The organism is Mesorhizobium carmichaelinearum (assembly GCF_900199455.1).
Taxonomy (GTDB): domain Bacteria; phylum Pseudomonadota; class Alphaproteobacteria; order Rhizobiales; family Rhizobiaceae; genus Mesorhizobium; species Mesorhizobium carmichaelinearum.
Map to the genome: position 1 here is coordinate 1 of NZ_FZQR01000063.1, position 15,512 is coordinate 15,512.

Here is a 15,512-nt window from a genome sequence, read left to right on the forward strand (position 1 = left end):
CGGCGAAGGCGGCGGCCCTCTAACCACACCGCTGCCGGCACGCGCCGCCCTAAACCGGGCGGCGCGCGTTTAGACAAACCGCGTCTCCTCGGTGAGGCGTCACCCAACAATCCTGGAAAGGGGTCCCATGAGCCTCGAATACGAGAATGACGGTGCTCTCCATGCCAAGCTTATCGAGGAGGTGCTCTCGCAATATCCAGACAAGGCGGCCAAGCGCCGCAAAAAGCACCTTAGCGTCGCCAAGAGCGGAGAAGAGGCTGAGGAGGAAGGCGAGCTCGTCTCGGAATGCGACGTCAAGTCGAACATCAAGTCCATTCCGGGCGTGATGACGATCCGCGGCTGCGCCTATGCCGGCTCCAAAGGTGTGGTTTGGGGGCCAGTCAAGGATATGGTTCATATCTCGCACGGTCCCGTCGGCTGCGGGCATTATTCCTGGTCGCAGCGCCGCAACTACTATGTCGGTACGACGGGCATCGACACCTTCGGGACAATGCAGTTCACCTCCGACTTCCAGGAGAAGGACATTGTGTTCGGCGGCGACAAGAAGTTGGAACAGATCATCGACGAGATCGAGGAACTGTTTCCCCTCAACAACGGCATGACCGTGCAGTCGGAGTGTCCGATTGGCCTGATTGGCGACGACACAGAAGCCGTGTCCCGCAACAAGGCCAAGGAGTTCGAAAAGACGATTGTGCCGGTGCGCTGCGAGGGCTTCCGCGGCGTCTCGCAGTCGCTTGGCCACCACATCGCCAACGATTCGATCCGTGATTGGGTCTTCGAGAAGAAGGAGGTCCAATTCGACGCCGGTCCTTACGACGTCAACGTCATCGGCGACTACAATATCGGCGGCGACGCCTGGGCCTCGCGCATCCTGCTTGAGGAGATAGGGCTGCGCGTGATCGGCAACTGGTCAGGCGACGCTACGCTCGCCGAAATAGAGCGTGCGCCGAAGGCGAAGCTCAATCTCATCCATTGCTACCGGTCGATGAACTACATCTGCCGGCATATGGAGGAAAAGTATGGCGTCGCGTGGATGGAGTACAATTTCTTCGGCCCCTCGCAAATCGAAGCCTCGCTGCGCAAGATAGCCAAGCATTTTGGGCCTGAAATCGAGGAGAAGGCCGAACAAGTCATCGCCAAGTACAAACCATTCGTTGATGCCATTATCGCCAAGTACTGGCCGCGCCTCGAAGGCAATACGGTGATGCTCTATGTCGGCGGGCTGCGTCCCCGTCACGTCATTACGGCCTACGAGGATCTCGGCATGGTGATCGTGGGCACCGGCTACGAGTTCGCCCACGGCGACGATTATCAGCGCACCGGTCATTACGTGAAGGACGGGACGCTGATTTATGATGACGTGACCGGCTACGAGTTGGAGAAGTTCATCGAGGGGGTTCGCCCTAATCTTGTTGGCTCGGGCATCAAGGAAAAATACCCGGTTCAGAAGATGGGCATACCATTCCGCCAGATGCACTCCTGGGACTATTCCGGGCCGTATCACGGCTATGACGGCTTTGCCATTTTCGCGCGCGACGTCGACCTTGCCATCAACAACCCAGTCTGGGGCCTGTTCGATGCCCCTTGGAAAGACGCCGCGCCCATCGGGCAGGCGAGGGCTGCCGAATAAGACTTGCCCCAAGCCTGGTCTCCCCAACGGAGACGATGAATGCCTGCGCCCGCGATCCGCGGGAGACCTGAAACGCTCGACGTTCCTGAACCGCCATAGGGCGGTCAGATGAAAAAGAGGTGACCATCAATGCCGCAGTCGGCTGAAAAAATTCTCGATCACGCTCCTCTGTTTCGCGAGCCGGAATATAGGCAGATGCTCGCCGAGAAGAAGCTCAATTTCGAATGTCCGCACCCTGATGAGCTCGTTACCGATCAACGTGAATTCACCAAGACCTGGGAATACCGCGAGAAGAACCTCGCCCGCAAAGCGCTTGTGGTGAACCCCGCCAAGGCCTGCCAGCCGCTGGGCGCGGTGTTCGCAGCCGCGGGCTTCGAGCGGACCATGTCCTTTGTCCATGGCAGCCAGGGCTGCGTGGCCTACTACCGCTCGCACCTGTCGCGCCATTTCAAGGAGCCCGCTTCTGCAGTTTCCTCCTCGATGACTGAAGATGCGGCGGTATTCGGCGGCCTGAAGAACTTGGTCGATGGGCTCGCCAACACCTACCAACTCTATGACCCGAAGATGATCGCCGTCTCCACGACTTGTATGGCGGAGGTCATTGGCGACGACCTGCACAGCTTCATCGAGAATGCCAAGGACGAAAATTCCGTCCCGCGCGATTTCGACGTGCCCTTTGCCCATACGCCGGCTTTCGTCGGCAGCCATGTCGATGGCTATGACGGCATGGTCAAGGGCATTCTGGAGCACTTCTGGAAAGGTCAGCAGCGCAGTCAAGTCAGGGGAACCATCAACATCATCCCGGGCTTCGACGGCTTCTGCGTCGGCAACAATCGGGAACTCAAGCGCCTACTCGATGTGATGGGCGTGTCCTATACCTTCATCCAGGACGCCTCTGACCAGTTCGACACGCCGTCGGACGGCGAATACCGCATGTACGACGGCGGCACGAAGATTGAAGACGTGAAGAAGGCACTCAACGCCGAGGCGACACTTTCGCTACAGCGTTACAACACCCGAAAAACGCTCGCCTATTGCGAGGAAGTCGGGCAGGCGACAGCCTCGTTCCATTATCCGCTCGGCGTCCAGGCGACCGACGAATTGCTGATGAAGCTCTCGGCGATTTCCGGCAAGGAGATCCCCGAGACAATCCGCCTGGAGCGCGGCCGATTAGTTGACGCCATGGCCGACAGCCAGTCCTGGCTGCACGGCAAGAAATACGCGATCTACGGCGATCCGGACTTCGTCTACGCCATGGCCCGCTTCGTCATGGAAACCGGCGGCGAGCCCACACATTGCCTCGCCACCAACGGCACATCGGCGTGGGGAGCCGAGGTGAAGGAACTGCTTGCATCCTCGCCCCTAGGCAAGGACGCCCAAGTCTGGCCAGGCAAGGACCTGTGGGCGATGCGGTCGCTGCTGTTTACCGAGCCGGTGGACCTGCTGATCGGCAATTCCCATGGCAAGTATCTGGAGCGCGACACCGGCACGCCGCTGATACGGCTGACATTTCCGATCTTCGACCGGCACCATCACCATCGCTTTGCGCTCATGGGCTACCAGGGCGGGCTGCGCGTGCTGACGGCGATCCTCGACAAGATCTTCGACAAGCTCGATCGCGAGACGGGCGAGACGGGCGTGACGGACTATTCTTACGACCTCACCCGCTAAGACCGGCGGCCGGCTTTCCGCCGAGACCGGCCGTCTTCCGATGGAATTTGGAGACCGACGCAATGCTCTCGCTCAATGCCAAAATCCAGGACGTCTTCAACGAGCCCGCCTGCGATAAGAACCGTGGCAAAGATCCCAAGGCGCGCAAACAGGGCTGCTCAAAGCCGCTGACACCGGGAGCGGCAGCCGGCGGCTGCGCCTTCGATGGCGCCAAGATCGTGCTGCAGCCGATCACCGACGTTGCGCACCTGGTCCATGGTCCGCTCGCATGCGAGGGCAATTCCTGGGACAACCGTGGCTCGGCTTCGTCCGGGCCGACGCTGTGGCGCACTAGCTTCACCACCGATCTCACCGAACTCGACATCGTGATGGGGCAGGGGGAACGCAAGCTTTTCAAAGCGATCCGCGAGATCAAAGAGGCATATGCGCCGCCGGCAATCTTCGTCTACTCGACTTGCGTAACGGCGCTGATCGGCGACGACATCGAGACTGTCTGCAAGCGCGCGGCGGAAAAATTCGGCTTGGCCGTGGTGCCGATCAATGCGCCCGGCCTGGCCGGGTCCAAGAACCTCGGCAACAAGCTCGCCGGCGAGGCGTTGCTGGAACACGTCATCGGCACCGTTGAACCCGACGACGCCGGGCCCCACGACATCAATATCCTTGGCGAATTCAACCTATCCGGTGAGTTCTGGCTGGTTAAGCCGCTGCTCGATCGGCTTGGCATCAGGGTGCGCGCCTGCATTCCGGGCGACGCGCGATACGTCGACGTTGCGTCGGCTCACCGCGCCCGGGCGACTATGATGGTGTGCTCGACCGCACTCATCAACCTTGGCCGCAAGATGGAGGAGCGCTGGGACATTCCGTTCTTCGAAGGCTCCTTCTACGGCATCACCGATACCTCCGAAGCGCTTCGCAAAATTGTTGAGCTGCTGGTGAGGAAAGGCGCCGATCGACAGATCCTCGACCGCACGGAGACCCTGATTGCACAAGAGGAGGCGATTGGGTGGAAGAAGCTCGAGGCTTACCGGCCGCGGCTTCAAGGCAAGCGCGTGCTGCTCAATACCGGTGGTGTCAAGTCATGGTCACTCGTTCACGCGCTGACGGAGATCGGCATCGAGATCGCCGGCACCTCGGTAAAAAAATCCACGCTCGAAGACAAGCAGCGCATCAAACAGATCCTCAAGGACGACAACCACATGTTCGAGCAGATGCCGGCACGCGATCTCTATGCCATGCTCTCAGAACAAAAGGCCGATATCATGTTGTCTGGCGGGCGTACGCAATTCATTGCGCTCAAGGCCAAGACGCCCTGGCTCGATATCAACCAAGAACGCCAGCATCCTTATGCCGGCTATGACGGCATAGTGGAACTCGTACGCCAGATCGACCTCGCCATTCACAACCCGATCTGGCACCAGGTGCGCGAACCAACCCCGTGGGATTGGCAGGCTCGTGTGAAAGACGAAGTGCCTGGCGCCAAGAGCAAGGTTGCGACCTTGCAGGCTGCCGAAGAAATCGACGGCCCGACGGTCGGCGATTTCGGCGAACGTTGAGGAAAGAAGATGTCCCGCATCCTTTCCCAGACCAAATCAGCCGCGGTCAATCCGCTGAAGTCGTCGCAGCCCCTGGGGGCCGCCTTGGCCTTTCTTGGGGTCGACGGCGCGATGCCGCTGTTCCATGGCAGCCAAGGCTGCACCAGCTTCGCGCTTGTGCTCCTGGTACGGCATTTCAAGGAAGCCATCCCGCTGCAGACCACCGCGATGGACGAGGTCACGACGATCCTCGGCGGGGCGGACAATCTTGAAGAGGCGATCCTCAACATCAAGGCTCGCACGAAGCCGAAGCTGATCGGGGTCTGCACGACGGCGCTGGTCGAAACCCGTGGCGAAGCTTCAGCAGGAGACGTCGCAGACATCAGGCTGAAACGCTCGCAAGACCTCCCAGGCACCGAGATCGTGCTGGCCAATACGCCGGATTTCGAAGGAGCCATAGAAGAAGGCTGGGCCAAGGCAGTCACCGCGATGATCGAGCGGCTTACCCGGCCTGGCGAGCAGGTGCGGCAGTCGAAGAAGATCGCAATCCTCCCCGGCTGGAACCTCACCGTGGCTGACATCGAGCATTTGCGCGACATGATTGAAACCTTCGGACTTGCGCCGGTGATCCTGCCCGACCTCTCCGGCTCGCTCGACGGCACCGTGCCCGACCGCTGGGTCACGACCACCTATGGCGGCACCAACGTAGAGGATATCCGCGAGCTTGGCACAGCCCAGTACTGCATCGCCATAGGCGAGCACATGCGTTGCCCGGCGGACGTGCTGCAGAAGGTGACCGGCGTGCCTTACGTGCTGTTTCAGTCGCTGACCGGATTGAAGAGCACCGACCGGTTCGTCTCGCTCTTGTCGGCGATCTCGGGTGAGCCTGTGCCGGCAGGTGTGCGCCGCCGCCGGGCACAATTGCAGGATGCGTTGCTCGACGGACATTTCCACTTCGGAGGCAAGAAAATTGCGATCGCAGCTGAACCAGACCAACTCTACCAACTCGCAACTTTCTTCATCGGCATGGGATGCGAAATCGCCGCAGCGGTCACTACGACCGATATGTCGAAAATTCTGGAAAAAGTACCGGCGCAGTCGGTTCAGGTCGGCGATCTCGGCGATCTGGAAACTCTTGGCGCCAGTGCCGATCTTCTCGTCACCCATTCGCACGGACGCCAGGCGGCAGAGCGCCTCGGCATTCCCCTCATGCGTGTCGGCTTCCCCGTCTTCGACCGGCTCGGCAGCCAACACAAGCTCACAATCCTCTATCAGGGCACCCGCGACCTGGTTTTCGAGGTTGCCAACATTTTCCAGGCTAACCGCCAGGCGCCGACGCCTGAGGCGCTCTATCCACTCGGTAAGCGAGAAACGCCAGATGGCCCCCGTCCGTCGCCTCTCACTCGTCACTGACGAAATTAACAGTCCCCTGAGGGCACGACCAGCGGGCGCATTGCGCGTGGCAATAGCTACGCAAGACATGAAGGACCTCAATGCGCATTTCGGATCTGCAAGGCGCTTTGCTATCTACGACGTGACGCGCGAGGAATGGAGTCTCGTGGAAGCCGTGGCCTTCGACGATGTTTCCGACCAGAGCGGGAAGCATCAGAGCGAGGGCGATGATCGTACCACGCCAAAGGTGGAGTCCCTGAAGGGCTGTCATCTGCTGTTTTGTTTGGCGATCGGCGGACCTTCGGCGGCCAAGGTCGTTTCGGCAAAAATCCATCCCATCAAGGTGCCGCAGCCCCAAAGCATTCAAGAGGTGCTGTTGCGCACACAGATGATGCTGAGAACCTGTCCTCCCCCTTGGCTGCGCAAGGTGCTGGCCGAGGCAGGCGTCGCTGAAAAGAAGCCATCCTTCGAGGAGGAGGACTGAGATGAGGAACAGTGACATGTCGGACGTCGCGATTAGCGCAGCTGTGGCGCAGGACGAGGCGGCCCTCGCCACCCCGTTCGTTAAATGCCTGGTGAGGCTGATCCGTGCTCAGGATTCATACGGATCATGGGAAGGTAAACCAGATGCCGAGCTTCTGGCCGACTTCATCCTTACCAAGGACCAGCGCCGTGCGATCCCGATCATCGGAAATCCCGATCCGGACGTGCTGTGGAGGCTGGACAAGTTCTACGCCGCCGTCGGGCTTGCGATCGAGGAGCGCTGCGGCCTGATGGCATCGCCGATGATGGAGGTTGGCCACGAGGGCTTCGGGCGCGTGCTCTTCACGGCCGGACGGCTGGTCCTTCTCTCAAAGACACTGCGCGACGTCCACCGGTTCGGCTTCGAGACGTTCTGGAAGCTCGCCGCAACCGGTACGAAACTGGCCGGCGACGCGATCACCGCCATCGAATCCTATCCCGACGTGGCACGGGCGTGATGGAACCGAGTTTCGAGCAAAGGGTCATGTCAGGCCTTGAGGAGCTGCAATGTCAGTCCACTCAACCGGCGCGGCTCGAGGCCGATGCGGTTCCTGGGGGTAGCCCTGATGAAGCCACTCGTCCTTATCTGTTCGCAAGATGCCGAACTTTACATGTTCCTCAGCCACACACTGGAGGTGGACGGCTTTACCACTGAGCCGGCAGGCGGCGCGAAGGAAGCACTTGCATTGGCCGAGGAACGGGAATTCCAGGCGGTGGTGCTTGACTGCGGACCCGCGAGCATCACCGGGTCTGCAATCTGCGCCCGGCTCAAGCGGGACCCTCGGACCTGCGGCCTGCCCGTTATTGCCCTGATCGCGCCGGGTGCCGAGAACCAGCACCTCGGTCTCCTGAAGGCAGGCATTGATGAGAGTTTTGTGCGGCCGATCGCTCCTGCCAAGCTGCTCGACTGTCTTCGGGCGAAGCTGGCGCTGCCGAAGCGGGGTTCGAACGGGGTTGAAAACGGCGGCTGGCTCTCCTGTAGCGGCCTTGAGATGAAGCTCGATGCCCACCGTGTCCGTGGCAATGGCCACGACATCCATCTCGGGCCGATCGAATTCAACTTGCTTCGGCTGCTGTTAGGGACTCCCGGCAAGGTCTTCACGCGGGACGAGCTGATCGGCGCGGCCTGGCCGCCCAATATCCATGTCGGTGCACGCACCGTCGATGTCCATATCAGCCGGCTCAGAAAAGCGCTGAAGGATACCTCGCCTCGCTGCGTCATTCGTACGGTCAGATCGGCCGGCTACTCACTCGAGGAGATGGACGGGTGAATGGATAACGGCTGCTGCCATTCCCCATCTCGGCCGTCGGCAGGCCAAGTGTCGCGGCTTTGAAACCCACCTAAAGAACATTTTTGGAAAGAAACAGTCAAATGGCTTTTAAAAGCATACTCAATGTAACAGGGTCGAACCATTGCGATCAGGACGTCAGAATAGCTGCTACTTTGTGTGCCGAAATTGGTGCGTATCTTTCGGTTCTGGTGATGTCGCCTCCGGCGCTCATTATGGCGACTCCGCTGCTCGGCGATGGCATCCTCGAGTGGCCTAGAGAACGCACCCAGGCTATCGCCCAACTCGAAAAACGGTATAGGCAAATCGAGACATTCTCGCACGACATGGCCATACTGGAAAAAACAGCCAGGGAAATTCAGAGGCTGCTAGGAGCCATGCGGCTTTGCTGTGATGTCGATACCGACTACTGCGCTCAGGCCAGCGTTGGGGAGGCGGTGCGACAGCGGGCGCTCTGCGCCGACCTGACAATCATCGGCCCCGCTCTTCTCAACGAGAATAATCTTGGACCTCTCGTCATCAACGGCAGCTTGTTCGATACGGGAAAGCCGGTGCTTGTGGTGCCGAAGGGCGCTAAAGCGACTATGTCGCCACGCCGCGTCCTGGTCGGCTGGGATTCGCGACCCGAGGCGTCCCGGGCGGTTGGGCAAGCGTTGGAGCTCCTGTCCGATGCTGAGGAAGTTCGTGTCGCCCTCGTAGATCCAAAGGCGAACTACAATGGGAACGGCGCGAAGCCAGGAGCCGACATCGCTGCCTATCTTGCTCGGCATGGTGCTCGGGTGTCGGTTGATCTGCTGCCCAGTGCCGGCAAACCGCCGGCCACCGTGCTCGCGCAGCACGCAATCGATACGTCCGCCGACATGATCGTCATCGGCGCTTACGGAAGCCGCCGGCTGCGCGAGCGGCTCTTTGGCGGCGTGACGAGATGGATCGTTGGGGAGCCGGCTTTGCCGCTGTTTCTGGCCCGCTGACCAGGTTCGGATCGCTCATGAGAACCGTTCCTTGTGCGCCTGATGCCGCAGGTCCGCTTGCAGATGCATTGGCTTATCGACCGAGAGTGGCATCGTGGCGTGGCCTGGCCGGGCAACGTGAGTGTGCTGCAATCCGCGAGGCTTCGTGCGCACTCGTTCGCCGCGACTTTCTCCGAGCTGTCATCAGGTCAGGACACTAGGGAGATCCACTCCATAGCGGAGGCTCGGAGATGCGTTGAAACCAGCCTTGCGCCTTGCCGTCTTTACATCAGGACATTCGCTCTAAGCCGAACTGAATGCGCGGGATACTTCCCTTTCTCTGGTGTTGAGGCTGGCCAAAGGTTTGTCTGCAACTGGGCGTATCGCTCTCTCCGTAATAAACACGCGACCATTAACATGATACATCAAATGGATTTATCTATAGTATGAAAGAACGATTAAAGTATTGCGTCGAGAATTTAACACAACAATTCAGCATATCGCTTGTCTTCTGTGATATGGTGCAAATGCATCGCGTGCGTAAGACTGATTTTTGGGGCTGCCTCATCGCGTGAGACGAAAAAATCAACAGTGCGCGGACATACGAAAGGTCGGCTCCCGCCAGTTCAGTTGAATGGAGCACTTGGGGCTAAGCAAAGAGCTTGGCCACGGGGGCAATGGTCGGGCAGAAGGAAAAGCGAAATGGCCAGGATCGACGACAAAGCTGACGAAAAGAATCGAACTGCCTGCGTCCTCGCGATGAACCTCAAAACCTCGGGTCATCTCGATGCAGCAGCCGAAGAAAAGAGCGGGCAGTCGACAGGAGCTCTTGTCGAATTTGCGTCGGATGCAGAGGACGCCGGCAGAATGCTCAGAACCATATTCCAAAGCGCAGGAGCCGTCGGCAACGAACTGTCGCTGGAGACGGTCGCTCTATTGCGGACCAATACCGAGACCGCCTTCTCGCATCTGCAGGCGTTGGGTGGCGCGAAGGCTCCGTCGGAGGCTATCGAGCTGCAGTCGAACTTCTTGCGCCAGAGTGCGGAGATGTGTGTGGAGCAGGCCAGGCAGTTCCAAGCGCTCACCATCATGGCGGCAGCGAACCTCGCCAGGCCGATCAACGACGGCTTGGAGAAAGCTTTGACTGATTTCGAGGCGACGTGATGCTGGCGGCACTCAAAGGTCACCTTCTTCGACTCCGTAGCGCCGGCTCTGATGGCGCCCCCGATGATGGAGATGAGCCGTGGATGCAATCGGGCGCATGTTTCTTGATGGTCGGCGGTTGGCCGTTCGGTTGAAACCCTTCGCCAGGTGCCCGTTGGTCCGCCATGCCGAGGCCTCGGAGCGCGCCGGAGGCCGGCACGAAACTGGTCCTATGCGACTGCTGCCGTCCCCGCCCGGCCTTAGGGCGATGAGTGATTTTCGAGGAATGGGATCATGTCAGGGTTTGATGAGCTGCAGAGAAAAGTCCGCAAACTGCAATCGCGCGCGGGAAATGCGAAGATGGAATTGCACGACCTGGCTGAAGACCTCCCGGTAAACTGGACCGAGATCAAGGCGGTCGCCGAAAAAACGTTCGACGTGTTTGCCGAGTTGGATGCTGCCAAGAGAGATCTCGCCGTGTTTGAGAGTTCACGATGAGCGGCACTTTCGTCACTCGCGATGGTTCCTATTGGATGCCGCAGTATCTGACCGCTATCGATGGCACGACCTGCATCGGCTGCGGCCGCTGTTTCAAGGTCTGCTCGCGCGAGGTCACTCCTTTACGGCGTCGATGATGCCGGTGAAATCCTCGGCGCCCGCAACGGTGAGGACGATGACTTCGATGGCGAGCTCAATCGCATGATCATGGTGGTCGACCATGCCGGCCGCTGCATTGGCTGCGGAGCCTGCGCTCGCGTCTGCCCAAAGAACTGTCAGACCCACGTCGCGGCCGACTAGGTTGCGGCATGACATGACGAGACAAACGAGGAGAATGGCGTTGCCTTTTAGAACCTTTTTTCGTGTGCTGGTGCTGGTTCTCTGCAGCAACGCCGCGACTGTCTACTTCGGCTCACATTCTATCCGTCTTGCAATCCTTACCACGCTGGCCTGCTCGCTGCTGCTTCAGGTGGTCTACTTTGCAAGCGTGCTCTTCCTGGTCTGGCAGTCCAGCCGCGCTTCTAGAGCGGGTGAAAAAGGATTGAGCATTTCGACAGGGAAAGGAAGTTCGAAACCAGCCGTCAGACCATGACGAGATGAGAGATGCACCTTCGAATGTGCCTCAGCTCGTTTCGATGGGTGGCACATCGCTGCTCTGTTGCGCAATGACAAGCTCAAACGTCAATCTCACGCCACTTTGGGTCAACCAGGGGCAGTAAGCTAATCGTTCAAATGGGTGCGCTTGAAATGGCAGAGGTGACCGCATCCTGGACCGTCCAACGGCGGGAGAGGCAGCTGTTTTGTACCGCACACACACAATAGCCGTCACAGAACGCCGGCATGCGAGTTGCTTCGTCTCGATCATGACGAGGCGGGCTCGAAAGTATGATGAGGCTCTTCTGCAACGTCCAAGAGCATAGCTGGCTTCAATAAACGGCCCCTTCGAATGACCGATCGAAGCTGGTCTCAGCTCGATCACCGTTGATGGAGAAAACATGCTGGAAAAGTTCGAACGCTACCCGCTCACCTTTGGACCCACGCCCATCGAGAAGCTCGAACGCCTCGGCAGGCATCTCGGGGGCAAGGTGGAAATTCACGCCAAACGCGAGGACTGCAACTCAGGTCTCGCATTCGGCGGAAACAAGCTGCGCAAGCTCGAATACATCGTCCCCGATGCGATCGCGTCGGATGCCGACACGCTCGTCACCATCGGCGGCGTGCAATCCAACCATACCCGCATGGTCGCCGCGGTTGCCGCCAAGATCGGCATGAAATGCCTCCTGGTTCAGGAGAGCTGGGTTCCCCATGAGGATGCCGTCTATGACCGGGTCGGCAATATTCTCTTGAGCCGCATCATGGGAGCAGAGGTGCGCCTGGTCGACGCGGGCTTTGACATCGGCATCCGCCACAGTTGGGAAAAAGCGCTCTATGAGGTCAAGGCGAGGGGTGGCAGACCATATGCGATACCCGCCGGCGCCTCTGTCCACCCCAATGGCGGTCTGGGCTATGTGGGCTTCGCGGAGGAGGTGCGCGCCCAAGAGAAACAACTTGGGTTTGCTTTCGACTACATTGTCGTTTGCACCGTTACCGGTTCAACGCATGCCGGCATGCTCGTCGGGTTCGCAGAAGATAACCGACAGCGCAAAGTGATCGGTATCGATGCTTCTGCCACGCCCGAAAAGACCAAGGCGCAAGTGCTCAGCATTGCCCAACACACAGCAGCGCTCGTCGAGCTCGGAACGGAACCTGTCGAGGATGACGTGGTGTTGCTGGAGAACTACGCATACCCGCGTTATGGCATTCCGTCCCAGGAAACCAAGGAGGCGATCCGCCTGTGTGCGCGGCTCGAGGGCATGATTACCGATCCCGTTTAAGAAGGCAAATCGATGCAAGGGATGATCGACCTCGTCCAGAAAGGCTTCTTTCCGGAAGGGTCGAGGATCCTTTACGCGCATCTCGGCGGCGCACCGGCTATCAACGGGTATGGCTACACCTTCCGCGACGGCTGACGCTCGACAGATTGCGATTACGCCGCCCCGCCATGCCGGCGATACCGACACATGCTTGCTGTATGGCAGAAGCGCCATGACCCGCCGCTGACGCTAAACTTGTGGTCTGATTGCCTGATCTGATTGGCAGGCAAGCGGGTGGGCCACAAGCAAGTGCGTCAACTACCAGATGCCGTAGTATCAACGTGTGCCCGAAAAATCTAGATATTGGAACGCAGAGCAACGGTGAGCTGCCGCGCAAGCCCTATCTCCATTGTGTGGCGAATACCTTTTGCCCGAGCAAGTCGGCATTACAAACCAGATTGTCGGAAATCACCGACCGTCCTGATCCCGTCCGGACTGATCCAATCTTCTAGGAAATGAAAGAACAACCGACCCCAACCAAACACTCTAGTCACCTCTCGTTAAATGCGACGCCTAAATTCAAGGGAACCCTAACATGAATACCGACATCTTCATGGCTCATGAGTCCAACGTTCGTCGCTATGGGCGGTCGTTTCCCGCAGTCTTTACGAAGGCGCTTGGGGCGACAATCTGGGACGAGTCCGGCAAGCCGTTTATCGATTTTCTTGTAGGGTCCGGCGCGCTCAACTACGGACACAACAATCCGACCATTATTGCGCCAGCAATCGAATATCTCGTCGGCGGGAACATTCTATTGTCCCTTGACATGTATACTGCGGCAAAGCGTGACTTCATTGAGGCGTTTGTCGAGTCGATTCTCAAACCCAGAGGGCTTTTGTATAAGATACAGTTTCCTGGGCCGACCGGCACAAATGCCAACGAAGCGGCGCTGGCGCTGGCGCGAAAATACACCGGCCGCTCGAACGTCATGGCCTTCACAAATGCGTTCCACGGCATGTCACTCGGCTCTCTGGCGGTGTCGGGTTCAGCATCAACCAGGGAGTTAGGCGGCGTTGCTCGCCACGATGTGATACGTGTTCCGTATGATGGCTATTCGAACAACGCTTTCGATTCAGCGAGTTACATCGACTGCGTTCTGGGCGATCCGGGAAGCGGCATAGAAAAGCCCGCCGCGATCATTCTGGAGACTATCCAGGCAGAAGGCGGGATGCACGCCGCATCCGCAGCTTGGCTCACAGAAATTCAGCGCATTTGCCGTAAGTACGGCGTTGTTTTGATCGTCGACGACATTCAAGCAGGTGCGGGTCGCACGGGCGATTTTTTCTCATTCGAGTTCGCGAAAATTGAACCCGACATAGTGTGCCTTTCCAAGTCACTGAGCGGTTCAGGTAGTCCATTCTCCATTGTTCTTATTCGCCCCGATATGGACATATGGAATCCTGGAGAACATAGCGGGACCTTCAGAGGCAACAATTTCGCCTTCGTGACGGCAGGGGCTATGTGCAAAATGTGGTCAGATACACAATTTACCGCAGGCGTCGAGCGGACAGCCGTCAAGCTGCAAACGCACCTCGACAGCCTTATTGCGAAATTTCCCAAATGCATTGAACAGAAGCGCGGCCGCGGTCTGATGGCCGGCCTCAAGTGCCGTTCATCGGCCGCTGTGAGCCGTGTGCACGATATCGCGTTCGAAAATGGCTTGCTGATCGAATCTTCAGGGCCAAATCGCGACGTTATCAAAGTTCTGCCGCCGATAACGATCACCGATGTTGAACTCGATCGCGCCATTGCCATCCTTGATCACGCACTACAGGAGCAAAACAATGACTAATCATCAAGCGCCAGCCATCTCGCCTGTTTCGATTAGAGAACGAACCGGGTCGATCAGCGCTGCGGAAATCATCTCGGTCCTGAAAGGCGAGATCACCGCTCTGCACATCAAGCAAGCATTCAGCTCGCAAGTAGCGGAGGAGATCACCGCTAACTTTATTCGCAATCCTGGCCGCAAGGAGCGCAAAGATGGCGTCCCAGGAGAATATGTCGGCGCATCTCACTACAGGAAGGATGCATCCACCTATTTCGCAGAGGCAAAAGATGCGAGACTGCATGTCGAAGCGCTTTTTGGCAATTTGATTGATCCGGTCCGTGGTTTGTTCAACGCGTTGAAGCACGAACTGCACGATCAGGGCATTGAATTGCGACTGGCACGGTCGGAGGATGGAGAGGCCAATATTTGTCGCGCTCTTAGCTGGTCTGGCGGGGGCACGTATTCCCTGGAGCCTCACGACGATGTCGCTCAAGTGCTAAATGCCGGGAACGACGAGCTTCCTGCGGTGGCGAACAACATCGTAGCAGCGCTCAACTTCTATCCCAGCATGGCCGAAGAGGGTGGAAATTTGCGGCTTTGGAGCTACAAGCCGACCGTCACCGACCGAAAGTCGCTGGGTGTGGAGGCTACAGGTTATCCCTATTCGGCGGCTTATCTTGAAACCGTTCCTTTTCGCGACCTCCAGCTCAAGGCCGGGGACATTGGCCTTATCGACGGCGGATTCGTTCACGGAGTTACAGGTCAATCAGGCATCGGAAAGCGTCGTCTTGTGCTGAATAGCTTTTTCGGGTTTGCGCGGCGGGATCTTATTCTCTGGTGGACCTGACATTGGATGTCGCAGCCACGTATCATATCCCTCGAAAAAGGGGAACTTTAGTTATTTTTTCAGCCTGTGATGTTCCCTGTCAAGGTGAAGAGGAGTGGAGTGCGCCCCTCGGAGCGGACAGATTGACCAAGCAGAATTGACTTGGAAGCTGGGCTTTCGAAGGATGGAAGCCCATGATTGCTCATCGCGCGCACAGCATCGAGTTCAAACGTCAGGTAGTTCAAGAGTTCTGGCCTGCTGCCGGTTTTTCGGACACGAGGTTAAGCTAACATAGCTTGTTCCTCGAACTCCACGGGGCTCAGATAGCCCAGTGTCGAGTGCCTCCGCCGAGGGTTGTAGAAGCGCTCGATGTAGTCG

Annotated in this window: 14 protein-coding genes and 2 pseudogenes; 15 read left to right on the top strand and 1 reads right to left on the bottom strand. The window is 58.4% G+C overall.

Annotated features, from left to right (window positions below; all coding sequences use genetic code 11):
- Positions 1-127 precede the first annotated feature (127 nt).
- From nifD to CKW40_RS40770, 15 genes and pseudogenes are all read left to right on the top strand, one after another.
- Entirely contained in the window at positions 128-1,630 is a 1,503-nt protein-coding gene (nifD, locus tag CKW40_RS40700) for a nitrogenase molybdenum-iron protein alpha chain (RefSeq protein WP_095205200.1), read from the top strand.
- Between the two features lie 129 nt (positions 1,631-1,759).
- Positions 1,760-3,301: a nitrogenase molybdenum-iron protein subunit beta gene (nifK, locus tag CKW40_RS40705; protein ID WP_095205201.1), complete on the top strand. Its 1,542-nt coding sequence runs from the start codon at positions 1,760-1,762 to the stop codon at positions 3,299-3,301.
- Positions 3,302-3,363: 62 nt separating this feature from the next.
- Positions 3,364-4,854 (top strand): nitrogenase iron-molybdenum cofactor biosynthesis protein NifE, encoded by a 1,491-nt coding sequence (nifE, locus tag CKW40_RS40710; protein WP_095205210.1) that lies wholly within the window; start codon positions 3,364-3,366, stop codon positions 4,852-4,854.
- A gap of 9 nt (positions 4,855-4,863) precedes the next feature.
- Positions 4,864-6,246, top strand: coding sequence for a nitrogenase iron-molybdenum cofactor biosynthesis protein NifN (gene nifN / locus CKW40_RS40715; protein WP_095205202.1), 1,383 nt, complete (start codon positions 4,864-4,866; stop codon positions 6,244-6,246).
- A complete protein-coding gene (nifX, locus tag CKW40_RS40720; protein ID WP_095205203.1) occupies positions 6,212-6,709 on the top strand; it encodes a nitrogen fixation protein NifX in 498 nt (165 codons plus the stop codon). The genes nifN and nifX overlap by 35 nt, the downstream gene beginning before the upstream one ends.
- A gap of 16 nt (positions 6,710-6,725) precedes the next feature.
- Positions 6,726-7,205, top strand: a complete 480-nt coding sequence (locus tag CKW40_RS40725) for a NifX-associated nitrogen fixation protein (RefSeq protein ID WP_095205204.1) — start codon at positions 6,726-6,728, stop codon at positions 7,203-7,205.
- Between the two features lie 108 nt (positions 7,206-7,313).
- Complete coding sequence (locus CKW40_RS40730; protein WP_244571519.1) at positions 7,314-8,018, top strand: response regulator transcription factor; 705 nt, start codon at positions 7,314-7,316, stop codon at positions 8,016-8,018.
- A 101-nt stretch (positions 8,019-8,119) separates the two neighbouring features.
- A complete protein-coding gene (locus CKW40_RS40735) occupies positions 8,120-9,007 on the top strand; it encodes a universal stress protein (RefSeq protein WP_095205205.1) in 888 nt (295 codons plus the stop codon).
- A gap of 681 nt (positions 9,008-9,688) precedes the next feature.
- Positions 9,689-10,150: a phasin family protein gene (locus CKW40_RS40740; protein WP_095205206.1), complete on the top strand. Its 462-nt coding sequence runs from the start codon at positions 9,689-9,691 to the stop codon at positions 10,148-10,150.
- A 273-nt stretch (positions 10,151-10,423) separates the two neighbouring features.
- Positions 10,424-10,627: a CCE_0567 family metalloprotein gene (locus CKW40_RS40745; RefSeq protein WP_095205207.1), complete on the top strand. Its 204-nt coding sequence runs from the start codon at positions 10,424-10,426 to the stop codon at positions 10,625-10,627.
- Positions 10,624-10,927 (top strand): annotated as a pseudogene (gene fdxB, locus CKW40_RS40750) (ferredoxin III, nif-specific). Before CKW40_RS40745 ends, fdxB begins: the two are co-directional and overlap by 4 nt.
- Before the next feature lie 34 nt (positions 10,928-10,961).
- Positions 10,962-11,219: an exopolysaccharide production repressor protein gene (locus tag CKW40_RS40755; RefSeq protein ID WP_244571520.1), complete on the top strand. Its 258-nt coding sequence runs from the start codon at positions 10,962-10,964 to the stop codon at positions 11,217-11,219.
- A 403-nt stretch (positions 11,220-11,622) separates the two neighbouring features.
- Positions 11,623-12,636: pseudogene (locus CKW40_RS40760) on the top strand (1-aminocyclopropane-1-carboxylate deaminase).
- 439 nt (positions 12,637-13,075) lie between these two features.
- Positions 13,076-14,332 carry a diaminobutyrate--2-oxoglutarate transaminase gene (gene ectB / locus CKW40_RS40765; RefSeq protein WP_095205208.1) on the top strand — a complete coding sequence of 419 codons (1,257 nt, stop codon included), beginning with the start codon at positions 13,076-13,078 and terminating at the stop codon, positions 14,330-14,332.
- The gene (locus tag CKW40_RS40770; protein WP_095205209.1) at positions 14,325-15,155 is read left to right on the top strand and encodes a 2OG-Fe(II)-dependent halogenase WelO5 family protein; all 831 of its coding nucleotides are present in this window, start codon (positions 14,325-14,327) and stop codon (positions 15,153-15,155) included. The genes ectB and CKW40_RS40770 overlap by 8 nt, the downstream gene beginning before the upstream one ends.
- 260 nt (positions 15,156-15,415) lie before the next feature.
- On the opposite strand, the gene CKW40_RS43480 is transcribed toward CKW40_RS40770, so the two are convergent.
- On the bottom strand, positions 15,416-15,512 hold a 97-nt coding region (locus tag CKW40_RS43480), incomplete at its 5' end, for an IS3 family transposase (RefSeq protein WP_143748509.1).